The organism is Zobellia russellii (genome assembly GCF_044597075.1).
In the GTDB taxonomy this organism is placed as follows: Bacteria; Bacteroidota; Bacteroidia; order Flavobacteriales; family Flavobacteriaceae; genus Zobellia; species Zobellia russellii.
The window spans coordinates 3754942-3780314 of sequence record NZ_CP139000.1 but is presented as its reverse complement, the minus strand read 5'-3'; the positions used below and the strand labels follow the sequence as shown (position 1 = coordinate 3780314).

Sequence of the window (25373 nt, the reverse complement as noted above, 5' to 3'; positions counted from 1 at the left end):
TCTTGTAATTATGAAAATCAGGCATTTAATATACTTCTGCTCACTACTAGTTTTATGTTGCGAAAATGCTCCTGAAGAGACCAAAGCAACACCAAAATTATTTACACTTCTCAATTCTAATGAGACAGGAATTGATTTCAATAACATCATTAAAGATGATAAGGATAAAAACATTTTTGCCTATGCCAATTTTTATGGCGGGGCAGGTGTTGGTGTGGGCGACTTTAATAATGATGGACTGCAAGACATCTTTTTTGCAGGGAATATGGTTCCTGATAAATTATATCTGAACAAAGGAAATTTGGTTTTTGAAGATGTTACCATAAAAGCTGGCATCAAAAATTTTGATGGATGGTCTACCGGGGTCACCATTGCAGATATCAACAATGATGGACACCAAGATATTTATGTAAGCAGAGAACTGTATGATGAAAACCCGGAGTGGCGCAGAAATTTGGTGTACATTAACAATGGAGATGGCACTTTTACAGAAAAAGCCAAAGAGTTGTCCATTGCAAATACCGAAAGAACAAGACATGCTACTTTTTTAGATTTTGATAAAGACGGACTATTAGATCTTTTTCTATTGACCCAACCACCAAATCCGGGGAGCCTTTCTCAATATCACAGTGCGGACAATTTACTCATACCAGAATATGCACTAAAACTGTACAAAAACAATGGTACTACGTTCAAAGACGTATCAAAAGCTGCAGGTATAGACCGTACCGGTTTTCCAAATGCCGTATCGGCAAGTGACTTAAATAATGATGGATGGCCAGACCTCTATGTCGCCAATGACTTTTACGCACCAGATTTTCTATTTCTTAATAATCAAGACGGTACGTTCACAAGTATTGAAAAAAACGCTTTAAAACAAACGTCTTACTATAGTATGGGTGTAGATGTAGCCGATATCAATAATGACCAAAATTTAGATGTATTTGTATTGGATATGGTGTCTGAAGATAATTTCAGATTAAAATCTAACATGAGCGGTATGAACATTGGTGCTTTTTGGAAGGTAGTAGAAGACGGTGGCGGATATCAATACATGTACAATACACTACAGCTAAATAACGGTAATGAAACCTTCAGTAACATTGCGCAATTTACCGGTATGTCCGCAACAGATTGGAGCTGGTCTAATCTTATAGCCGATTTTGACAATGATGGTCTAAAAGACACGTATGTCACCAACGGATTATTGCGTGATATTAGAAATACAGATGCGGATAAAAATGTAGCCCATTATATAAATACCACTAGAGCACAATGGCTACAGAGCAATCCCAATGCCCAAAACGTAAAAAGCATATGGGATATCGTAGACCTTGAAAAAGCGGTTAGCATGGTCCCGTCCCAACCTTTAAAAAACTACGCCTATCAAAATTTGGGCGATTTGGAATTTAAAAATACTTCCACTGAATGGGGTTTGGACAATGAATCTTTCTCCAACGGATCAGCATATGCCGATTTAGATAACGATGGTGATCTAGATTTGGTGGTCAATAACATCAACAGTGAGGCATTTATTTACAGAAATAATTCGGAAGCAAAACCAAACAGTAACTATCTAAGAATACAATTGGTCGATAAAAACAACAGACCAACATTTGGAACTAGGGTAAACATATACACTCAAAATGGTGTACAAACCTTAGAGACCACAAACGTACGTGGTATTTATTCTACCAGTGAACCTACGCTACATTTTGGATTAAAGAATTTGACACAAGTAGACAGTCTAACGGTTGTTTGGCCTAATGGAAAAAGTACTGTAAAAAGAGACATCTCGGCAAATCAATTGTTAGAAATTTCATCTGACGAATCTGAAATTTTAGACGTTAAAAATGAAGGAACGGATAAGACTCTTTTTGCAGATATGACCGATGTTTTTCCTGCAAAATTTAAACATCAAGAAAATCAATTCGATGATTTTGAGAAACAAATACTGTTGCCACATAAGCTTTCTCAATTTGGACCAGCACTGACCGCGGGAGATATCAACGATGACGGATTGGATGATTTCTATATTGGCGGTGCCGCCAACCAAGCACCTACCCTATTCATTCAACAAAAAGATGGCAATTTTGAAGAAAGTCAGGTTGTATTTTGGCAAAAAGAAGCTGGTTATGAAGATGTAGATGCCTTATTTGTGGACATCAACAATGACGGATTAAAAGATTTGTACGTAGTAAGTGGTGGTAATGAATATCCAAAAAACGATTTTCACTATACCGATAGAATCTACCTAAACCAAGGTAATGCGACCTTTAAAAAAGGAGCCATTTTAAATGCTAACAGAATTAGTGGCTCTGTAGTAAAATCCGCCGATTATGACGGTGATGGCGATATGGACCTTTTTGTTGGTGGCAGACATACTCCGCAACAATACCCAAACCCATCTTCTAGCATGTTATTGGTAAACGACAATGGGCAATTGGTGAACCAAACAGAATCATTATCCCCGCAATTGTTGCAAATAGGAATGATTACCGATGCCATTTGGAGCGATTATGACAATGACCAAGATTTGGATTTAATGATTGTAGGCGAATGGATGCCTATTACCATTTTTGAAAACAATAATGGTAACCTAGCAAAGGTTGAGAATGAAAACTTTACATCTAGCTACGGCTGGTGGTTCAGCATAGAGCAAGGCGATTTTGACAATGATGGAGATATGGATTATATAGCGGGTAATTTAGGTCTTAACTACAAGTATAAAACCAGCTCTGACAAACCTTTTGATGTATATTATAATGACTTTGACGCCAATGGTAATGCAGATATTGTTTTAGGATATTACAACAAGGAAAAACACTATCCATTAAGAGGGTTTTCATGTTCATCGGAACAAATTCCTGCCCTAAAGAAAAAAATAGTAAAGTATGATGCCTTTGCCTCTATGGAGCTAAAGGATGTATATGGTGAAGAAAAACTGAAAAACTCCCTGCATTACAGCGCAGACACTTTTGCATCGGTATACATTGAAAATCTAGGCAATGGTCAATTTAAAATAACGGACTTGCCCAATGTAGCTCAACTATCTAATCTTAATGATATGCTTGTTAGGGATTTTAACGGCGATGGCGCATTAGATGTTCTTGCCGTAGGTAACTTATACGTTTCAGAGATAGAAACCCCTAGAAACGACGCTGGAACAGGACTACTGTTATTGGGAGATGGTAACGGGAGCTTTTCTGCTAAAAGAGGGTCAGAGATAGGGTTCTTTGCAGATAGGGACGCCAAAAAACTGGTTACCCTAAGCAATGTTCAAAATGACTATTTCTTGGTGGGCAATAATGATGATGTCTTACAGATTTTTGAATTACAGAAAAATTAATTAATCAATACGCCCGGGAGACCGGGTTTCACTACCCTTTATGTCCAAAAGGGAATCGCCCAATTTGGCTCGCATATCATCCGCCAATTTTTGTATGGTCTTTACCACTTCTGGATAAGCTGCTGCTACATCGGTAGTTTCGCTTTCATCCTGTTCTAAATCATAGAGTTCAATTTGCTCTAGATCAATCATTTTATACACCCCGGGCAATCCATCTTTACCAGGGGTTTGTCCGTTCATAGTTCTGTACTTGTGAGGAAAATAAAGCTTCCATTTCCCATACCGCACCCCAAATAGCTCATTTACACGATAATAAAAGAAATAGGCTTCTTGCGGACTCTCATCTGTTTTGCCTGTAAATAAAGACCATGCGCTTTTACCGTCTATCTCTTTCTCTGGCAAAGAGGCATTGATAACCTCTGCTATTGAAGGTAAAATATCTATTGCCATAACAGGTGCCTCAATAGTAATTCCCGCTTTTATTTCTTTCGGATATTTAATGATGAACGGTTCACGTTGGCCACCTTCCCACCCGGTGCCCTTACCCTCTCTAAAAGGCAAAGCACTTCCGGAGTGATTTCCGTATGCCAACCATGGTCCATTATCAGAAGTAAAAATAATAATGGTATTTTGGGTTAATCCATTCTTATCAACAGCCTTTATAATTTCACCTACGGACCAATCCAATTCCATAATTACGTCACCGTACAATCCTCTTTTAGACTTTCCTTTAAACTTATCGGACACAAATAAAGGTACGTGGGGCTGAGGATGCGGTACATACAAAAAGAATGGGGTTTCTTTATTACGATTAATGAAGTCAACACTACGCTCTGTAATCTCAGTAGTCAAATTCGTTTGATCCGTTAATGTATCCAATACCTTTTCATTCTCATAAAGAGGCAAGGGACCAAAATTAAAAATAGGACCTTGCTGCGGATGTAACGGCCACATATCATTGGAATAAGGTATGCCATAATATTCATCAAACCCTTGATTATTGGGCATAAATTCTTTTGTATCTCCCAAATGCCATTTTCCAAAAATAGCCGTAGCATACCCTTCTGCTTTCAATAATTCGGCGAGGGTAGTTTCATCAGGATTCAAACCTACTTTACTATTGGGCATAAAAGCGTTATGAATACCGATCCTATTAGGATATGTCCCCGTTAATATACCTGCCCTTGAGGCGGAACACACAGCTTGAGCAGCGTAAAAATGGGTAAGCATTGCACCATCTTTAGCCATTTGGTTCAAATTGGGAGTATCTATGTCGTCAGCACCAAAAACGCCCACATCATTGTAACCTTGGTCATCCGTAAAAATTAAAATAACATTTGGTCTATCATTTGCAGCAACTCCGGTTTTCTGAGCCAAAAGACGCTGACCCGTAACCAAAATGAATGCTATAAAGTAAATTGATCTTAAACTCATAACAATTATTTTGACTCCATTAATGGACATTTTTCAATCCCGTTTCCACTTTTTAATTCAGCACTACTTCATCAATAAAAATCCAGCTTTTACCACCAGGATCAGTGTGCCAATCAGGGTTTTTCAAGGGACTCTTAATGGATAGTTTTACATACTTTGCTTGGGTGGTAGGTATATCTAAATCGAAAAAAGTGAGTTTCACCTCGGCATTGGGTTTCTCTTCTCCCATATCTTTTCTCCCTACTTCCTTAAAGTTGGTACCATCATTGGAAACCGACACCACGAAAGATGTAGGGTAAAAAATCCAACTTGCAGGTGCGGACAATGCACCAATAGACACTTTTGAAATGGCGTTCTGCTCTTTCAGCTCTACCACGGCATTCAAGTGCTTTCCTTCAAAACCCAACCAGTTACCATCTACAAAATTGGTAGACCCACGCTTTTGATCCATTAAAGTTTTACCTTTTTTTCCTTGATACTTATCATTGGGCACCGTTAATAAATCTACATCGGCATAGGCTATATTGTTCTTAATAAACGTTCGTTCGGTAATGTTGCTTGGCTCCCATTCTTTTTTTGCAGCAATCGCTTTCACATTTGCCGTTGTCTCTAATGTGATCGCACCATCATACTTCAAGGAAGATTCCGCGGGCTCAGAGCCATCAAGCGTATAGTAAATCTCAGTACCATCAAATAGGCTTTCAATAGCTATGGTTAAACTATCACTAAAAAAACTACGGTCACTTATAATGGTGGGCGGATCTAAAACGGTTGCCTTAAATACATCTGCCCCAATTTGCTGAATGGTCACTCCCGGTAAATTCTGCTGTAATTGTACCAGTCCGTCTTCGGAAACATCAGTTTTCCATAAATAAATATTACGAAGCTTTTTGTTTTCCTTTAAATCAAGAACAATCTTATCGGTAACAGCGGTACCATATAAATTTAATGACTCTAACAGCTCAAGATCACTAAGATATTTCCCAATAGCATCGGTTACTTTAGTATGCTGTAACTTTAATTTCAACAGATTTTTAAACGGTTTTAATTCCGACATTAGATCATCGTTAAAGTTGCTGAACCCTAAATCTAGTTCCACAATGTTGGATGCATATTCTTCAAGCACTTCTAACGTATCGTCAGTAATAGAATCCATACTTGCCATATTCACAGAGAGCAAGTGATTCTCACCAGATAAGGTTTGAACCGATATACCGGCGCGCCTAACATTTTGCAACCATTCTTGCGGCACTTCCATTGCTTCTTTCGTTAATACGGCAATTACAGAAGTATCTTGTTCCAATGAAGTTAATATTCCTGCTATATTTCCTTCCCTAGTCAGTTCATTTACTTTACACTCAAAGCAATTGTTATTTTCCATCCACCATTCAAGCAAAGCCTTTTCATTATCGGTCAATTGCACCTTACCTTTTGGAGGCATATGTTCATCATGATCTAAAGGCAGATGCACCCTTTCCAAGAACAAAGATTTTTCTTGACCTGAAATAGTATCTAAAAGACTACCCGTATCACCACCCTTAATAATATCATTAGGTGAACCCATTAGCAAACCACCTTTAGCCTTGCTTTCATTATGGCAGCTTACACATTTAGCGTCAAAAATAGGTTGTATGACTTGGGCGTAAACCTGAGCCTCTTCAATATTTGTAATGACAATAGCTTCTTTTTCATCTACAAATAAATAATCTTCTCCATGGGTCATATTACCGCCAAAGTGACCGGTAAGGCTAATTAATGCCAATACCAATAAAAACGTTGGAATATAGGTTTTTCTAACCCACCCAATTTTACTTCGTTTTACCAAATAGAGAAGTACTGTTGTCACGGTAAACGCAACAGCCATCCACCTATGTAGAAAAAGGGAATCTTCATCATAACCACTTTCCTCTCCGAGCAACCACCCGGTACCCAGTGAAAATATTGCCGTAATACCCGCTACCAAAAGTGTAAATTCTACTACCTCAGCAAAAGATTCTTTTGACTTTAATCTACCATAAACCTCTAAAATAAAGGCAAGCATGATGATACCTATGGGCAGGTGAACAAAAAGCGGGTGCAGGTGTCCTATTTGTATTCCTAATTGAATCATGCTATTGTATAATTATTTCATCTATAAAAACCCAAGGCGTTGTTCCTTTTCCTTGGTGCCATGCTGGAATTTCGCTTAGTGGATGTATTACCACATTCAACGTATTGTACATTCCTGTACTTACCGGTACATGTAAAAATGTGGAACTATTAGGTGTTTCTTGTTCACTCTTTGCAAATGTCCTTTCTCCTATTAATTCCCCCTCATTAAAAACTTCAATTTTACCAGGTGCGAATATCCAGTTGGATTGATTGGTCAATACACTGACCACTATTTTATTGACCGTGCTATTCTTTTCAAGCTGAAGTGATGCCGTTATCTTCTCCGTTTGAAAACCCATAAACTGTTTATCCCCTGCAAATTGGGCACTTCCTTTTTTCAAATCCGATAATCCCATAGCACCCTTACCTGAATATTTCTCACTAGGGTCCGGTTTAATTGCTACCTGCTTAATAGCACTGTTCTTGGCAATCTTTACCACTTCTAATACAACTTCATCACTTTCTTTATAATCCGGATGAAACATTTTAGCCTTGATTACGGCACTTTCCTGTATTTTCAATGGTCCAGAAAACACCTTTGCATTTTGATTTACCGAGCTACCATCCAAGGTATATTTTATTATTGAATTTGGCATATCTATGCTGAAATTGAGCATAGTATACGAATCGAAAAATATGGACGACACTTGAACACGAGGGTTGGATAATTGAAATAAGGCTGTTGGTGCATGTTCCGTATTTTGAGAAATACAGGCTTGGCACAATAGTAGAACTATAGCTATTGAATAGAAAATTCGTTTGATCATATTCTATTCAATTTTATAGGATACGTCTTCCCTGAATTCCACTGAGCAACATATAAATTATCTTCATCATCTACACATACATCATGCGGATGCGTAAATATTTTGATGGATTGATACATGGGCTCCAAACCATTTTCCCCATAAACGGGTGTGCATCCGCCAGGTGCGGATATAAGTTTATTATGTTTATCCAATATGGAGATAAATCCGGTACCATCAGACCCATCACCAGACCAGATAGTTGCCAAATAAATGGTATCACCCTTAATTACCGGTCTACAAATATATGCTCCGGGCAAATCTATACTTGCTATAAATTCCCCATCCATGGTAAACCGTTTCAACTTATTTTGCTGTCTTGCTGTTATTAAAAGTTCGGGAGACTTCCCGCCTCTGGTATCTATACAAATACCGTGGGCATTATTAAAAAGGTGTTCTGCATCGCCTTTACCGCCAAAAGTCTGTAACAACTCCCCTTTGGCATTGTACCGCATAATGTATTGAGACCCATAACCATCGGCAATATATACATCGCCATTTTCAGCAATAGCCGTTTCTGTAGGTATGTATTGCTCCTTGGCAGTATATTTTCCCGATTCCTTGGGATACGAAAAAACTTGTATCACCTTACCGTCTATGGTAGTCTTAATCACCTCATGCCTATTGTTATCCGCTATGTACAGAAAGTCCTCACCATTTTCAACATTCAATGTTAAACCGTGCGCACCGGGATAATCCGTTCCCCAAGTTTCCAACAATTTACCAGAACGGTCATAAACAATAACATTGTTCTTGGTATGGTTGGTTAACAATAAAATCCTGCCCTTGGAATCTTGCACCATTTCATGGCAATCGTTCACCGGATGGTAATTAGAATTCAATGCACCCCAGTTCAAATCTATTTTATACTGGTGACTGCCATGACCTATAACCGCATCTTTATATTCCAATATACTTGCGCCAAAAGAAGAGCAAGTTAAAAGTCCCGCTGAGGCTGCGGCGGTATTTTTTATAAATGTTCTTCTCTGCATTACGATAAAATATCTTTAACCACATGACCTTCAACATCGGTAAGCCTAAATCGTCTACCTTGATATTTATAGGTGAATTTCTCATGATCAATACCCAACTGATGCAACATAGTAGCCTGAAAATCGTGAACATGCACCGGGTTCTTGGTTATGTTATACCCAAAATCATCGGTTTCACCATAGACAATACCCGGTTTAATACCACCACCTGCCATCCACATGGTAAAACATCTTGGGTGGTGATCTCTACCGTAATTGGTATCTGTAAGCAAGCCTTGGGAGTAATTGGTTCTACCGAATTCTCCTCCCCAAACCACCAAAGTATCTTCTAACATACCACGCTGTTTAAGATCTGCCACCAGAGCCGCCGATGCTTGATCCACATCTTTAGCCTGTTTTTCTATTGCTCCAGGAAGATTATCATGCTGATCCCAGCCCATGTGGTACAATTGTATAAAACGAACATCTTTCTCTGCCAATCGTCTCGCTAAAAGACAATTAGCTGCAAAAGTCCCTGGAATTTTAGCATCCGAACCATACATCTTATAAATATAATCTGGCTCACCATCCGTATTCATGACATCTGGTACAGAAGTTTGCATTCTATATGCCATTTCATACTGGGCAATTCTACTTTGAATTTCCGGATCGTTAGATTCTTGGTAATGTTGATCATTGAGTTCTGCCAATTTATCAAGCATAGATCTTTTAACATCTGCCGTAGTTCCTTTAGGGTCATTCAAATATAAAACAGGATCTTTTGCCGCTCTGAATTGTACTCCTTGATGAAGGGAATGTAAAAACCCGTTACCCCAAAGTCTCGTATACAACGGTTGCCCGTTAGGTCTACCCGAACCTCTTGACAGAAGCACTGTAAAAGCGGGTAAATTTTCATTCTCGCTACCCAGCCCGTAACTTAACCACGAGCCAATACTTGGTCTACCCGGTTGCTGTGATCCCGTTTGAAAAAATGTTACCGCAGGATCATGGTTAATAGCTTCCGTGTACATTGATTTAACAATACAGATATCATCTACAATTTTGGCGGTATAAGGCAAAAGGTCACTAATATAGGTGCCATTTTTACCATACTGCCGAAATCCGAAATTAGAGCCCACCAAAGGAAATCTATCTTGACCGGAAGTCATACCCGTTAATCGTTGTCCGTTACGAATAGATTCCGGCAGATCTTCACCTCTACGTTTGTTTAAAAGCGGCTTATAATCAAACAGCTCCAATTGCGAAGGACCACCACTTTGAAATAAATAAATGACTCTTTTAATTTTGGATGGATGATGTAGCGAATCCAACACCCCCTTTACCCCAGTAGGTCCGCTATCTGCCGTATATAATCCGTTTTCACCTTTTCTAAATAAGTTTGTACCCAATAAAGAAGCCAATCCAATTCCACCAACTCCCAATGCAGCCTTTCCTAAAAAAGATCGCCTGTTTAGAATTAGCGACCGCTCTTCAACTATTTTCTTTTCGCTCATAATCAGCCTCTATTTATAGTTTCGTCTAAATTCAAAATTGTGTGTGCCGTTAAGGTCATTGCCACTAACTTTTCTTTGTCCAAACCCGTAGGTACTTCACTTCTGCCAATACTTAAATACTCGCTTGTAGAAATTTCACCGTTCTCAACTTTCGACAGCATTTCAGTATAGTAATCGGTCAAAGACTGTATCTCCGTCTCATTGGGCATACGAGAGGTCGCTTTGTAAAACAGGGTTTTTATTTGCTCGCTCTCCGCATTGGGGTTTGCCTCCATCTCACCTACGGCGGCAACCCTTGCGGCTTCAACTATTTGTGGATCGTTCAATAATACCAAAGCTTGTAACGGGGTATTAGTCTCTTGCCTTTTAACCGAACAATAATCTCTTGAGCTACTGTCAAAAGTCATCATACTTGGTGGTGGAACGGTACGTTTCCAAAACGTATATATACTTTTTCTATACACATCTTCACCCTCACTTAAGGTATAGGAAGCCGTACTACCACCACCGCCACCCGTAGTTTCTTCCCAGATACCTTCTGGCTGATAGGGCTTAACACTAGGACCGCCCACTTCCCTATTCAGTAATCCGCTAAACGCCAAGGCTTGATCACGAATAGCCTCGGAAGAAAGTCGTAAACGAGAGGCGCGCGCCAAATATTTATTTTCAGGATCTTGCTCCAACTTCTCGGGACTAGCCTTTGTATCTTGCTGATATGCCTCGGACATTGCAATGTACTTCAACATTTTTCTGGTATCCCAACCTTCAGTTTTGTATTTGATAGCCAGATAATCCAACAATTCCGGGTGTGTAGGCAACGAACCTTGATTACCAAAGTCGAAAGAAGATGCTACAATACCACTACCGAACATTCGCTGCCATAATCTGTTCACCGCAACCCTTGCCGTAAGTGGGTGCTCATCATCAAACAACCATTTTGCCAATCCTAATCTGTTCTTCGGATAGTTATCAAAAGGTAAAATGGATTCCGGAGTATCAGGAAATACCTCATCGCCATATTGATCATAAATACCTCTTTTTAATATAAATGAAGATCTAGGCTGATCCATTTCTTTCATCACCATCACCGGCACCTCTTTCATCTCACTTTTCTCTAGGTTGATGAATCCTAGAATATCGTTCACCTCTTTCTGCGTCACTTTAATGTAAGGTTCAGGCAAATCTGCAGCATTATCCAACAAGCCTTTTTCTGGTATTGTATTGAAGAAGCTATAAAACTGAAAGTGATCTTTTTGACTAATGGGATCATACTTATGGTCATGACATCTTGCACATTCTAAGGTAAGCCCCAAAAACGCCGTACCCAGCGTGGTATTTCTATCCTCTACGTATTCAACCCGGTATTCTTCAGGAATCACCCCTCCTTCGGCAGTTATCTTGTGATTCCTGTTAAAACCGGTAGCTAATATTTGTTCTAGATTGGCATTTGGCATTAGATCACCCGCTAATTGATAGGTTACGAACTGGTCATATGGCATATTCTCCTTAAAAGCGTGAATAACCCAATCTCGCCAAGGCCACATGGTACGTTCAAAATCATCTTGATAGCCATGTGTATCCGCATATCTGGCAATATCCATCCATTCTGCAGCCATATTTTCGGCATAATCTACCGATAACAGCAATGAATCTATAACCTCTTCATATTTTTCCTGTGAAGGATTTGCCGCGAATTTTTCTATTTGCTCTAAAGTGGGTGGCAATCCGGTTAAGTCAAAAGTAATTCTGCGCAATAGTTTTTCACTACTTGCCCGAGGACTAGGGCTCAACCCTTTTTCGGTCAATTTATTCAAGATAAAAGCATCTATTTCATTACTGCCCCAAACTTTAGCACCAACATTTTCCGGCACTTCTTGCAGAGTAGGTGGTATAAATGCCCAATGCGTTTTATACTCGGCACCTTGTGCTATCCATTTTTCTAGAATAGCCTTTTCAAAATCCTCTAAAACCAGGTTAGATTCCGGTGGTGGCATGATCAAATTAGGATCATCACTGAAAATACGCTCTACCAAACTACTTTTAGATGCATTACCGGGCACAATGGCCGCATGGTCTTTAAGTTCGCCTAAAGCCCTGTATGCTTCTTCGGCGGAGTGAAGGGATAGATCACCTTCAACGGCATTCTTATCCGGACCGTGACATATAAAACATCGGTCCGATAGAATAGGCTTTACATGAAAAGTGAAATCGATTTTTTCGGGTATGGCCGTTTCTTTATTGCCATCTTCCAGTGCAATTGTCTTATCAGCTTCAGAAGCACAACTGCATAATATACAGCTTGCAAAAACAAAAGCAGCAATGCTGAACAATTGGCTCATTACATTCTTGGTCATTGATGGTGGTTTTAAATCTGTAATGAACTTACAAACTTTACCATTTAATAACCGTTAAAATTCGACCAATAACAAAGCAAAAGAGCTAAATACTAACAAAATTTCAAAACAGAATGCCAAATACTGCCATTTTAACAAAAGTCGCCTTGGCAGCAGACACGGCACCCCCAACCTCCCTCCTATATACAAAAAGGAACAAGAAGTTACGTCAAATACAACTTCCCATAAAGCCCTGAACTTGATCCATCCTACCTGAATGAATTGGTTAATTTATATAATCGAATTGCCTTAATTTACAAATACACCTAACAGTCTTTCTTTTTGTTATAGTGTTTGTAATACTTGTTCCTAGAATTGAAAATACTTAATTTCCTTGATAGAAATTACCCTTTAAAAATTATAATTTCAGCTTGCCTGTAGCAATAAACAATTATAAAACTCACGTACACTTTTAACCAAATTATACCAAAATGCAAAACAACTCAAAATCCGGAAGACGCAAATTTTTAAGAAATACCTTAACGTTAGCCGCAGGGTCAAGTCTCATTACCCCATCTTTGTTTGGCGCTCCGTCCATATTAAAAAATTTCAATAAACCCAATTCCAAATTTAATGGAGTACAGATAGGGGTTATTACCTATTCCTTTAGGAGCATGGAAGATCAAAGTGCTGAAGCTACTTTAAAATATATCTTGGACTGCGGCATAAATGCTATTGAATTGATTGGCGACCCTGCCGAGACTTTCGCGGGAAGACCAGAAAACACATTGGACAGAAGTGTATACTTTGGGTTGATGAAAAAGAAAAAAAGCGGAGCCATTTCGGATAACGAAGCAAAGGAGCTAGCTGAGATACAAGCTGAACAAGCAGTCTACAATGCCAAAGTAACGGAATGGCGAAAGAATGCCGATATGAAAAAGTTTGAGAAGTTCAGAAAAATGTACAACGATGCCGGAGTGCAGATATACGCATTTAAGCCAAGAAACACCTTTGGTAAAAACAATTCTGATGCAGATATTGATTGGGGTATGAAAACAGCAAAAGTTTTAGGTGCCAGCCACGTTACCGTAGAGCATCCAAGTAACGATGCTACTACACTTAGACTAGGAAACTTTGCTAAAAAGCATGGAATTTATATTGCTTACCATGGCCACGAACAACAGACACCCACCCTTTGGGATACAGCTTTGGAGCAATCAAAATATAATGCCTTAAATTTAGACCTGGGCCATTTTGTTGCTGCAGGTAATACCGCCCCTCTAGATATCATAAAAACCAAACATGAGCATATTAAGAGTATGCACTTAAAGGACAGACAGACACCGGAACACGGGAAAGGAAATCTAGTTTGGGGCAGTGGTGACACTCCGTTGGCAGGTGCGTTAGAGTTAATGAAGGACAAAAACTATACCTTCCCGGGAACTATAGAACTTGAGTATGATATCCCACAAGGCTCTAATGCCGTGGCGGAAGTCCAAAAATGTGTGGAGTTTTGCAAGAAAGCACTGAAATAAGCACCAAAAAAAGGTAGACCGGGCCTAACAAGCCTGGTTTACCCTAAATACAAGTCTACAAGACCTTCCGGTGTGCTTACGTGAACGGTCTTATTATCCCTATCAACTTTCTTTACGATTTGATCAATGATAGGCACTAAAATTTCTTTACCGTCTTTTTCTATTTCAAAAATAGCTTGGGAAGTAGTATCGTTAACCCCGGTTATTTTTCCAATGTTGCCGTGCGTCTCATCCAATACATCAAACCCTATGACCTCATGAAAGTAAAATTTATCACCCTCTAATTTGGGAAGAGCGGATAAGGGCAAATAGAGCTCGTGCCCCATGATACGGTCTGCAGCAGCTTCGTCCTTTACTTCTTCAAAATCTATGCGCAGTAAGGCCGATTTATGTAAGCGACATCTATCAATAAAAAATGGAACCAGTGCATTGTCTTTCATCAAGACAAAAACTGATTCCATGTTTTCGTATACTTCGGGTTCATCGGCATCTAGCTTCACCAGTACCTCACCCTTAAAACTATATTTAGAAACGATTTTACCGAGGTAGAAACAATCTTCCTTACGCATTCGTTCCTAAATTATTTATTCTTCTTCTTTAGATGCTTCAGCTTCTACGGCCGGAGCTTCTTCTGCGTCTGCCTCTTCAGCTTCAGGAGCTTCTGGCAATGCAGCAGCGGCAGCTTCAGCAGCACGCTTCTCGTTTACTTCTTTTTCAGCTTTCAAAGCTTCTGCTCTGGCTTGCTCTTTTTCTTTGTCAAGACCATCAACTTTAGAAGCAATCTTACTTTCCTTTTCCTCTAACCAAGCTTTAAATTTCTCTTCTGCTTGCTCTTCGGTCAAAGCACCTTTGCGAACACCTCCTAATAAGTGGTGCTTTAAAAGTACTCCTCTATAAGAAAGAATAGCTTTAGCTGTATCTGTTGGTTGTGCACCGTTTTGTAACCATTGTACTGAATTATCAATGTTCAATTCAATAGTAGCAGGGTTGGTGTTTGGGTTGTAGATTCCCAATTTTTCCAAGAATTTACCATCTCTTTTCGCACGGCTATCCGCAGCAACGATCCAATAAAATGGTTTTCCTTTTTTACCGTGTCTCTGTAATCTAATTTTAACTGGCATATCACATTAATTTGTAGGGTGCCCGACCCTTGTTATTAATTCATTTTAAAATCTTCCCTTTTAAAGGGCTGCAAATATAGAATTTCTTTTTGATGTACACCTACTCAATTTTAATAAAAATGATGCATTGCCTGTCTTTTTTCCGAGCCGTGACAATTACAACCTAACGCACTCGCTTTAAACCCTTTGCTTACAAGAACCCTTAAAACTTCAGATCCGTTAATAACTCTTAACAAGTCATTCGTTCTAAGAGCGTTCTTTTTGCTTAATTTTATAGTCTCTTTTTTAAGCTGAAACACGAACTCTTATGTACCTCATTTTTGATACGGAAACCACCGGACTTCCCAAGCGCTGGGACGCCCCAATTACCGATACGGACAACTGGCCACGTTGTATACAGATAGCTTGGCAGTTGCATGATGAAATGGGTAATTGTATTGAACATCAAGATTATTTGGTGCGCCCAGACGGATTCAACATACCTTATGACGCCGAGCAAATTCACGGTATTTCTACCGAATTGGCCGAACAACAAGGTGTTTCCCTTTCGGAGGTTCTAGAGAAGTTCAACATAGCCATGTCCAAAACAAAGTTTATTGTTGGGCAAAATGTTGGTTTTGATGTAAATATTATGGGGGCGGAATTTCACCGTTTAGGTGTTGAAAACCCATTGCAGGAACTTCCGGTTCTAGATACCTGTACGGAGCATACGGCACAGCTTTGCCAAATTCCCGGTGGTCGTGGTGGTAAATTTAAGCTCCCCACGCTTACGGAACTACACCAACACCTGTTTGGCGAACCTTTTGGCGAAGCGCATAATGCCACTGCAGATGTTGAAGCAACTACACGTTGCTTTTTGGAGCTTATTCGCAAGCATCAGTATACTACTGAACAATTAGATGTTCAGCCCGATTATTTCAAGAATTTCAACAAGGCCAATCCTCAGGAAATTCAACTTATCGGCTTAAAACACATTAACCTTAAAAAGGCCTCTAAAAAAATAGCCGACGCACTTTGGGAAAAGGACACTGGTGGCGTTTCCCAAGAAGAAATTGAGGAAAATCTGGCTACATTGGAGTCGGCCAGTTTTGCTCATTTGCACAACCACACCCAGTTCTCCATTCTGCAATCTACCACCAGTATTCCGGATTTGATTGCCAACACGGCAAAGGCAAAAATGCCAGCGGTGGCAATGACCGACCACGCCAATATGATGGGTGCATTCCATTTTGTAAATGGCGTACTCAACCACAACAAAGGGGTTGTTGCAAGAAACGAGGCCAATTTAAAGCGCTACGAAGCAACACAAAACGGTACACTTGAAGAAGGACAAGAACCGTTGAACGAATTACCGGAACCGGAATTGGAAATTACCCCGATTATAGGTTGCGAATTTCAGGTCTGTGAAGACCACACCAACAAATCTCAAAAAGACAACGGGTATCAAATTGTTATGCTCGCCAAGAGCAAAAAAGGATACCTAAACTTGGCAAAAATGTCTTCCATTGCCTTTGTGGACGGAAAATACTATGTACCTCGAATCGATAAAAAAATTATAGAGCAGTACAAAGAAGACGTTATGGTGCTTACCGGAAACTTATACGGCGAGGTACCAAGTAAAGTACTGAACGTTGGTGAAAATCAGGCTGAAGAGGCATTGCTTTGGTGGAAAGAAACCTTTGGCGATGATCTCTACATAGAAATTATGCGCCACGGTCAAGAAGATGAAGACCGGGTAAACCAAGTTCTGACACAGTTTGCCAAAAAGCACAATGTTAAACTCGTAGCCACCAACAACACCTACTATGCCGCTAAGGAAAATGCACATGCGCATGATATTCTTTTATGCGTTAAAGACGGCGAAAAACAAGCCACGCCTATAGGCCGTGGTCGTGGGTACAGATACGGATTGCCAAACCAGGAGTACTACTTCAAGTCTTCGGACGAGATGAAAGAACTTTTTAAGGACATTCCGGAAGCCATAATCAACATTCAGGAAATTGTGGACAAGGTAGAGACGTTCACCTTGGCCCGGGATGTACTATTACCTGCTTTTGACATTCCCGAGGAGTTTCAGTTTGAAGAAGATAAACTGGACGGTGGCAAAAGGGGGGAAAACAAATACTTACGCCATATCACCTATGAAGGTGCCAAGAAAAGGTATGGCGAAATCACACCTGAAATTGACGAAAGGCTGGATTTTGAGCTTCAAGTAATTGAAAAGACAGGCTACCCAGGTTACTTTTTGATCGTAGAGGATTTCATTAGGGCCGCACGTAGTATGGACGTATCGGTTGGTCCTGGTCGTGGCTCGGCTGCAGGTTCCGCCGTTGCGTATTGTTTATGGATTACGAATTTAGACCCCATTAAGTACGACCTGCTTTTTGAGCGTTTCCTGAATCCGGATCGTGTAAGTATGCCCGATATTGATATTGATTTTGATGATGAGGGCCGTAGCCGGGTAATGGACTATGTAATTGACAAGTACGGATCCAATCAGGTGGCACAAATTATCACCTACGGTACCATGGCCGCCAAGTCTTCCATTAGAGATACGGCAAGGGCGTTGGATTTACCTCTGGGCGATGCGGATCGTATGGCAAAGTTGATCCCCAACATGTCCAAACTGAAAAAAATTATTGGGATTGACGAAAAAGTGCTTCGCAGCAAATTCAATAGCGAAGAGCTCGAAAAAATAAACGAACTTCTTAATATTTCCGAAGGGGACGGGCTAGAATCCGAAACCTTGAACCAAGCATATATCTTAGAGGGTTCAGTTCGTAATACCGGAATTCATGCCTGTGGGGTGATTATTACCCCAGATGATATTACCAAGTTCGTACCTGTGGCTTTGGCCAAAGATTCGGACATGTACTGTACCCAGTTTGACAACTCCGTTGTGGAAGATGCGGGATTGCTAAAAATGGATTTCTTGGGATTAAAAACGCTGACCTTGATCAAGGACACCGTTAAAATCGTAAAGGCAAAACATGGTATTGAGCTAGACCCAGAGAATTTTCCGCTTGACGATGTAAAAACATACGAGCTCTTTCAACGAGGGGAAACAGTTGGTGTGTTCCAATACGAATCCCCCGGTATGCAAAAACACATGCGCTCATTAAAGCCAACGGTTTTTGCTGATCTAATTGCCATGAACGCCCTGTACCGCCCAGGCCCAATGGAATATATACCTAGCTTCATTGCCCGTAAACACGGTACAGAAGAAATTGTATATGATTTGGATGCTTGTGAAGAGTATCTGGCGGAAACCTACGGAATTACCGTGTACCAAGAGCAGGTGATGCTCCTTTCTCAAAAATTGGCCGACTTTACCAAAGGTGAGGCCGATGTTTTGCGTAAAGCCATGGGTAAAAAGCAAAAGCACGTTCTGGATAAAATGAAGCCCAAGTTCATTGAACAAGCTTCAGCAAAAGGGCATGCCGTAGACAAATTGGAAAAAATTTGGAAAGACTGGGAAGCCTTTGCTGCCTACGCCTTTAACAAATCGCACTCTACCTGTTACGCTTGGATTGCGTACCAAACTGCCTATTGCAAGGCCCACTACCCTGCCGAATATATGGCCGCGGTATTGAGTAACAACATGAACGATATTAAACAGGTTACATTTTTCATGGAAGAATGTAAGCGTATGGGCTTAGATGTACTTGGACCAGATGTAAACGAATCTTACTACAAATTTGCCGTAAACGATGCCGGTGCTGTGCGTTTTGGTATGGGTGCGGTAAAAGGTGTTGGCCGTGGCGCTGTGGAAACCATTGTAGAGAACAGAAAAGAAGAAGGCCCGTTTAAGTCGGTTTTTGATTTCGCAAAGCGAATAGATTTACGTGCTGCCAATAAAAAGGCGTTTGAAAGTTTAGCCGTTGCCGGCGGATTTGATTCTTTTGGAGACACCCACAGGGCTCAGTACTTTCATGATGAGGGTGATGGGGTTACCTTTCTGGAAAAAACCATAAAATATGGTGCCAAGTTTCAAGAAAGCGAAAACTCAAGTCAGGTTAGTCTTTTTGGTGATGCCAGCGAAGTACAGATACCGGAACCCGTAGTTCCTCCATGTGAGGAATGGGGCACCATGGAAAAACTCCGCAGGGAAAAAGAAGTGGTGGGTATTTACATTTCAGGTCACCCGTTAGATGATTTTAAAACTGAAATAGATGCCTTTTGCAACGCCTCCCTTTCAGATTTGAGCGATCTGCAAAACGTTGTAAATCGGGAGTTGGCTTTTGCGGGTGTTATTACTGACGTACAGCACCGCGTATCCAAAAACGGAAAAGGCTGGGCCGCATTTACTGTTGAGGATTATTCGGAATCGTACGAGTTCAGGATATTTGGAGAAGAATACCTTAAGTTCAGACATTTCTTAATGATCAATTCCTTCGCCTATATCAAGGTATTCGTAAAAGATGGATGGACCAACCGAGAAACCGGCAAAAAAGGAGACCCGCGTATTCAGTTCAATAGTTTTATGCTCTTACAGGAGGTGATGGAAGCTTACGCCAAGAAACTCACCATTAAACTGAATATAGATGACCTTAAAGAGAAAGATGTAATTCAACTTAGGGACACCCTTACCGCTTATCCGGGCAACCATCCGCTTAACTTTATTGTTTACGAAATGCAAGAAGAAATTAAAGTAAGCCTCACTTGCCGAAAACAAAAAGTACAGATCAATAGTGAGCTATTGGCGGATTTAATGAAGAATGATGTACATTATAAACTCAATTAGACCAGTGTACTACCTCCCAGAATATGAATTCTGGACCCTATAAATTAGATTGATAACACAATAGCTAAAACCAATGTATCGTTAGTAAGGAAACCGTTAGATATTTGACTAACTTTGCATAATATATAAAAACATAAAATCATGGCATTAGAAATAACAGACGCTACTTTTGATGAAGTAGTATTAAAAAGCGATAAACCTGTAGTAGTTGATTTTTGGGCAGCATGGTGTGGACCATGTAGAATGGTAGGACCTATCATTGAAGAAGTTAGCTCTGAATACGAAGGCAAAGCCGTTGTTGGTAAAGTTGATGTTGATGCAAATCAAGAATTTGCCGCCAAATACGGTGTACGTAACATTCCAACTGTATTGGTATTCAAAAATGGTGAGATCATTAACCGTCAAGTTGGTGTATCTCCTAAGAAAGTATATACAGACGCGATTGACGCTGCTTTATAATATATTCCTCTCTATTGAGGAGAACAATAAAAAAATCCTGCTTTTAGCGGGATTTTTTTATACCCTAAACCCAAGTTCCCGTCCTGATAAAGTTCCGGTTTAATGCCTATCTTAGTAACATGAACCTGCAATCCGAATTAAACAAAACATCACTTTTCCAAAATCTAGAGCTTCTGGCCAATCAGGTTGTGGAAGGCTTCATAAGTGGCATTCACAGAAGTCCGTTTCATGGTTTTTCGGCAGAGTTTGCAGAGCATAAAATCTATAACGCCGGCGAAAGCACAAAACATATAGATTGGAAACTTTTCGCCAAGACAGATAAACTGTACACCAAACGATACGAAGAAGAGACCAATTTGAGATGCCATATGATTTTGGATAGCTCGGCCTCTATGTACTATCCGCAGACAAAGGACCTGTCGGTTACAAATTTGAACAAAATAAGTTTTGGGGTATTGGCCATAGCGGCGCTCATGAACATCCTTAAAAGGCAAAGAGACGCTGTTGGGCTAAGTGTTTATTCGGACAACTATAATTTTTATGCCCCGGAAAAGGGTAGTGAACGGCACCACCAAATGTTATTGGCCAAACTAAGTGAACTGAGCCAAGACACCAAACCCGCACAGCAGACAGAAACCTACACCTATTTACACCAAATAGCGGAGAACATTAAGAGAAGAAGCCTAATTTTTCTTTTTACGGATATGTTCCAAACTTCTGAAGACGACGAAAAAATTTTTGAAGCCCTTAGACATTTAAAATACAACAAGCACGAAGTGGTGTTATTTCACCTCATGGACAAGTCTAAAGAATACCATTTTGATTTTGACAATACTCCAAAACGCTTTTTAGATGTGGAGACCGGAGAACATATAGATTTGTATTCCAGTAACATAAAAGAATCCTACGAACGTAGTGTTCGCTCCTATTTTGAAGATTTAAAATTAAAATGCGCTCAATACAAAATTAAATATGTGGAAATTGATGTAAAGGGCAACTTCTCCCAAATACTCAACACCTATTTAACGGAACGAAAGAAATTCATATAAAGCTGAAAAATTTATTGAAAATTGTTTGTGCAATTGAAAATGCGGTGTATATTTGCACTCGCTAAACGCCACGGTCTGGTAGTTCAGTTGGTTAGAATACCTGCCTGTCACGCAGGGGGTCGCGGGTTCGAGTCCCGTCCAGACCGCGAAAAGCCTTCAACGCAAGTTGGAGGCTTTTTTAATTTCAACTATCACCTCTCCTTTCTCCTCCTAAAATAGTCTTTCCTCAAAAAGTAAAGCGACAACTTTATTGGGTTTCAAACAAAAAAAAGACCACAACAAAAATGCCATGGTCTATTCTTATACGTCTTAAAAGAAACATGTTTTATTAGTTACACCTATTCCTTTATTATTTTAAAACTCCATTCGAGCTCATTTTGAAGCACTTTAACTATATAGATAGCATCAGGATATGCCGAAAGGTCTAACTCGGGCTCTGCGTCATCCGTTTTTAAGGAGAGTAATACATGTCCAGAAAAATCGGCCACAACAATATCTTTTTCACCTTCTACAATTCCGGTTATCCTAAAGTTACCAACAGTTGGATTAGGATGAACGTATGCAGGCTGAGTAACTCTAGCCCTCACATTATTATCCATTGATACATCCAACTTGGAAGCCAAATCTCCAGAGCCCGTTGCCGCACTTTCTTCTTCAAACAAGGACAGTACTTGCTGCTTGGTAAGTGCCGTACTGAACAACCGCACCGCATCAATACCGCCTTTAAAATATTCTTTGCCCCACCCGGACCATCCTATCCAAGCTACATTCCTATCTTTTAAAGTACCTGAGAGCGCCTCACTGTGCACGTTTTCTCCGTTTATATACCAACGCATATCACTACCATCATAAGTACAGGTAACCATTTGCCACACATCATTTTTAATAATTCCCTTACTTATTAATTTTCTTCGGTTCTCCTGTGTAGTTACCTTAAAACCAAGTTTACCCCGGTTAACGAACATCATAAATCCTCCAGAAGTAGTACTACCTACGATTCCTTGGTAGCCACCTTCTGCATTGCTAGGATTTACCCAAGCCGAAACCGAAAAGCCCTCCTGTAAATTATCATCTAGATTTGGCAGACGAATGTGGTCATCACTACCATCAAACCACAAAGCTCCTTCTATTTGACCACTTACTTTATCCTTATCAAAAGTTAATCCGTCCTGAAGCACACCTGTACGTCCAAGTCCGCTCGTATCACCCGCACTCACCCCGTTCAATTCATCCAGCGGCCAATGCCCCACTAAATCAGGTATACTTTCATCTTCACTATCGGCAACAGGTGGAACCTCTACCTCTTCTTGCGTCTCTAAAATTTCAATGGCATTAATAATAGGATGCCTAACACCCCCATCTAATGGCAGTGAAGAAAAATCTATCTCTAATTGTCCATCGGAAACATTTACCGTGTACGCCTTAGTAAGCACGGTCTCCGCTCCAACTTGGGCAAAAACGTCCAGGTTATCCTCTACCAATACTCCTTCTAGGTTTACATCAAAAACTCTTTTACCCACACCTCCGGAACCTCCTCCGGTAGCACCAAACCACAACTCGGCAAAATGAAGCTTTACCGTATAGTCTCCGTTTTTCAATGGAATATTATAACTCATTACCTGGGAACGACTAAATCTGAATTTTTTGAACGGATCATCAAGACCGGTTTGAGGTCTATTCAACGTAAAGCCTTCATCATAGTAAGTATCTGCCAAGAACGTATCTCCTTTGTAAGTTGTTGCCTGCCCACCAGAGTTGATGCGAAGGGCAAAATTGATATCCGAATCGGTATCAGTATCCGTATCCGTCTCATCAGTATCTACATCATCCTCATCAACAAGATTTTCTGTTCTAATTCTATACGCCCAACCTTTGGTCCGGTCATTATTGGGTACAGTTGGTGTTTTCATAGCCCCAGAACTATTTGTTGTGATATTCTCCGAGGAAATCCAACCTCCATTGTTCACATCCCACCATTGAAACTGATAGGTCTTTGACGGTTGTAAGTTCTTTAATGTGGGCAGCGCTTTAGCGTTCTTTCTAGAGTCTGCCGTAAAAAAACCAAGTGCGAACGATTTGTCCTTGGACACAGATAAGGTGTGCAAGTAGTCCTGACTATCACTTAAATGAGTATCCGCAGCAGGCACCAATTGACTGTAATCATGCCCCTTGTCCAATACAAAATCTTTTAAATGCCCCATAGACTGGGATTCAAACGCGTTAAGCGCGCTAACCTGAGGCTCATTAACAGGCACAACGGTAGCTCCTCCAGACCTTGAGGTAGAACTTGCCGCACCAGCGTACCACGCATCTCCCCAAGCATGGCCCGCCAGACCACCACTTAGCACGGAACCGTACATTTGCATTTGCGCCATGCTGGTGTCATCCATTCCCGGATTGATTTCGTTCATGGAATGCAGACCCCAACCTGGATAAAACGGTTCTAAATTTAAGGCAGGTTTAGTTGTTCTTCCGTGATAAATATCCCGCAACCAAGAGTGCATGGTCTCATCCCTCTCGGCATTACTCACATTTTGAATATCAAGTGCAGTAGGTATATCCCGTTCCCAATTCTTTAATGTTGTATTGTATGACATTGCGGTCCTAGGCTGACCATAGGGCATTTTATACCCTCCAATTTTTTTGTTAAGTTCACTATTTGCGTGTTTGACCAATTTTAACCACTCTGGATATACATTTCCCGAGTTGGTATCATGGTGCACCCAACTAAAAATCATATTGTAACATCCATATCGCGCCCACAGATAGCGGATATAATTGTAAAACGCATTTTTCTCTACCTGAGAACGAAATGGCCATCGTTCATGTCTTCTTATGGATTCGAACAAGGTTACAAATCCTTGCTCTGACAGGAATTGCATCCGCTGGTCTACGGACTGCCAATATTTTGGGTCAATTTTTTGATAATCCGCTTCCGGAAGTTTATCGGTTATGGATTGCCCTCTAGTCTTCAATTCAAAAGGAGTCTCACCATTAGGTGCAATTTTCTCACCCCAAGTCTCACTGGCCCACAATCCGCTTTCTTTACCCGGGCGATCCAAATTTCTTCCTAACTGTTCCAAATAGGTATCATCCGGAAAACTTGCAATAACGTTAAGCCCGTTGAAGCCTTGTTTTTTTCTTGCTGAAATATAATCCTTAAACGATATACCGGAAATGTCATTAGCACGATCAAAACCAAATACTGCAGTCAATGCGGACCAAGACGTATCGGCTGTGAAAAAGAAGGGAGTACCATCTGCATACTCTAAAGTTCGTTTGTTAGGGGCCACCCTGATAAATCCGCGATTATTGGGATTGCTACTCACGTCTGCAATAGATGCACTAAACGTTCCGCTTTTACCAATAAAACCACGGTCAGATTTTGTAACGGTCTCGTCTAGCACTTTCCAAGACCAGTTACCGGGCGAAGTAGCCACCAAACGACCACGAAATACATTTCCGCCATCCCAAAATACGGGAATACGATATGCCTCACCGGCCGAACCTTCTTTTTTTAGCTCAACCCACACATCTACTTCCATGTAAGGGTTGCTATATTGTTGTTGGCTGTTGAATTCTATTTCAACAACCTCCATCACGGAGAAATTGGTTTTTTGGGCAAATACACTTGCACTTGTACAGCTCAAGAGCATTACCAATAAAACAATTCTAACTAGTAAAAAATTTTGCTTGTAAAGGGGTTTACTTTTAAAGTAATCAATAAATGAAGTCATGGGGAATGGGGGATTTTGAATAATTTGTCTGTAACATTACACATACGTATGAATCACGTGCACTAGATGTCATTCACCGATATTTTCTGCATTTTAACGATTCTAACGCACAGTAGAACTTTTTATTGTGTGAATCATCAGTATTAAAGACCAAACCCACAAATTTGACA

At 40.3% G+C, this 25373-nt stretch carries 14 protein-coding genes and 1 tRNA gene; 6 read left to right on the top strand and 9 right to left on the bottom strand.

Translation table 11 applies throughout. The annotated features are described in order from the left end of the window. The first annotated feature begins 10 nt into the window (after nucleotides 1–10). Nucleotides 11–3349: a VCBS repeat-containing protein gene (locus SJY45_RS15515; RefSeq protein WP_400071883.1), complete on the top strand. Its 3339-nt coding sequence runs from the start codon at nucleotides 11–13 to the stop codon at nucleotides 3347–3349. Here SJY45_RS15515 and SJY45_RS15510 read toward each other — a convergent pair whose 3' ends face one another. From SJY45_RS15510 to SJY45_RS15485, 6 genes are read right to left on the bottom strand one after another with little or no spacing between them, the layout of a single operon-like run. Then, nucleotides 3350–4783 carry a sulfatase gene (locus tag SJY45_RS15510; RefSeq protein ID WP_400071881.1) on the bottom strand — a complete coding sequence of 478 codons (1434 nt, stop codon included), beginning with the start codon at nucleotides 4781–4783 and terminating at the stop codon, nucleotides 3350–3352. It lies immediately after the preceding gene. Nucleotides 4784–4835: 52 nt separating this feature from the next. Further along, nucleotides 4836–6893, bottom strand: coding sequence for an FN3 associated domain-containing protein (locus tag SJY45_RS15505; protein ID WP_400071879.1), 2058 nt, complete (start codon nucleotides 6891–6893; stop codon nucleotides 4836–4838). Nucleotide 6894: 1 nt separating this feature from the next. After that, on the bottom strand, nucleotides 6895–7701 hold the full coding sequence (locus SJY45_RS15500; RefSeq protein ID WP_400071877.1) for a chitobiase/beta-hexosaminidase C-terminal domain-containing protein: 807 nt from the start codon (nucleotides 7699–7701) through the stop codon (nucleotides 6895–6897). After that, nucleotides 7698–8732: a 6-bladed beta-propeller gene (locus SJY45_RS15495; protein ID WP_400071875.1), complete on the bottom strand. Its 1035-nt coding sequence runs from the start codon at nucleotides 8730–8732 to the stop codon at nucleotides 7698–7700. The genes SJY45_RS15500 and SJY45_RS15495 overlap by 4 nt, the downstream gene beginning before the upstream one ends. Next, nucleotides 8732–10225, bottom strand: a complete 1494-nt coding sequence (locus tag SJY45_RS15490; protein WP_400071873.1) for a DUF1501 domain-containing protein — start codon at nucleotides 10223–10225, stop codon at nucleotides 8732–8734. The genes SJY45_RS15495 and SJY45_RS15490 overlap by 1 nt, the downstream gene beginning before the upstream one ends. 2 nt (nucleotides 10226–10227) lie before the next feature. Next, nucleotides 10228–12579, bottom strand: a complete 2352-nt coding sequence (locus SJY45_RS15485) for a PSD1 and planctomycete cytochrome C domain-containing protein (RefSeq protein ID WP_400071871.1) — start codon at nucleotides 12577–12579, stop codon at nucleotides 10228–10230. Nucleotides 12580–13049: 470 nt separating this feature from the next. On the opposite strand from SJY45_RS15485, the gene SJY45_RS15480 reads away from it, so the two are divergent. Then, nucleotides 13050–14093 (top strand): sugar phosphate isomerase/epimerase family protein, encoded by a 1044-nt coding sequence (locus SJY45_RS15480; protein ID WP_400071869.1) that lies wholly within the window; start codon nucleotides 13050–13052, stop codon nucleotides 14091–14093. 38 nt (nucleotides 14094–14131) lie between these two features. On the opposite strand, the gene rimM is transcribed toward SJY45_RS15480, so the two are convergent. Further along, nucleotides 14132–14662: a ribosome maturation factor RimM gene (gene rimM / locus SJY45_RS15475; RefSeq protein WP_400071867.1), complete on the bottom strand. Its 531-nt coding sequence runs from the start codon at nucleotides 14660–14662 to the stop codon at nucleotides 14132–14134. Nucleotides 14663–14677: 15 nt separating this feature from the next. Next, nucleotides 14678–15214: a 30S ribosomal protein S16 gene (locus SJY45_RS15470; RefSeq protein ID WP_215438663.1), complete on the bottom strand. Its 537-nt coding sequence runs from the start codon at nucleotides 15212–15214 to the stop codon at nucleotides 14678–14680. Between the two features lie 307 nt (nucleotides 15215–15521). Here SJY45_RS15470 and dnaE point away from each other — a divergent pair, with 307 nt between their 5' ends. The 4 genes from dnaE to SJY45_RS15450 all read left to right on the top strand — a co-directional run bounded on the left by dnaE (nucleotide 15522) and on the right by SJY45_RS15450 (nucleotide 21612). Continuing rightward, entirely contained in the window at nucleotides 15522–19958 is a 4437-nt protein-coding gene (gene dnaE, locus SJY45_RS15465) for a DNA polymerase III subunit alpha (RefSeq protein ID WP_400071864.1), read from the top strand. Nucleotides 19959–20099: 141 nt separating this feature from the next. Next, nucleotides 20100–20417 (top strand): thioredoxin, encoded by a 318-nt coding sequence (trxA, locus tag SJY45_RS15460; RefSeq protein ID WP_038237640.1) that lies wholly within the window; start codon nucleotides 20100–20102, stop codon nucleotides 20415–20417. A 119-nt stretch (nucleotides 20418–20536) separates the two neighbouring features. Then, entirely contained in the window at nucleotides 20537–21466 is a 930-nt protein-coding gene (locus SJY45_RS15455) for a DUF58 domain-containing protein (RefSeq protein WP_400071862.1), read from the top strand. A 72-nt stretch (nucleotides 21467–21538) separates the two neighbouring features. Then, nucleotides 21539–21612, top strand: a tRNA-Asp gene (locus tag SJY45_RS15450). Nucleotides 21613–21804: 192 nt separating this feature from the next. Here SJY45_RS15450 and SJY45_RS15445 read toward each other — a convergent pair. Beyond that, nucleotides 21805–25203, bottom strand: coding sequence for a LamG-like jellyroll fold domain-containing protein (locus SJY45_RS15445; protein WP_400071860.1), 3399 nt, complete (start codon nucleotides 25201–25203; stop codon nucleotides 21805–21807). Nucleotides 25204–25373: the final 170 nt, after the last annotated feature.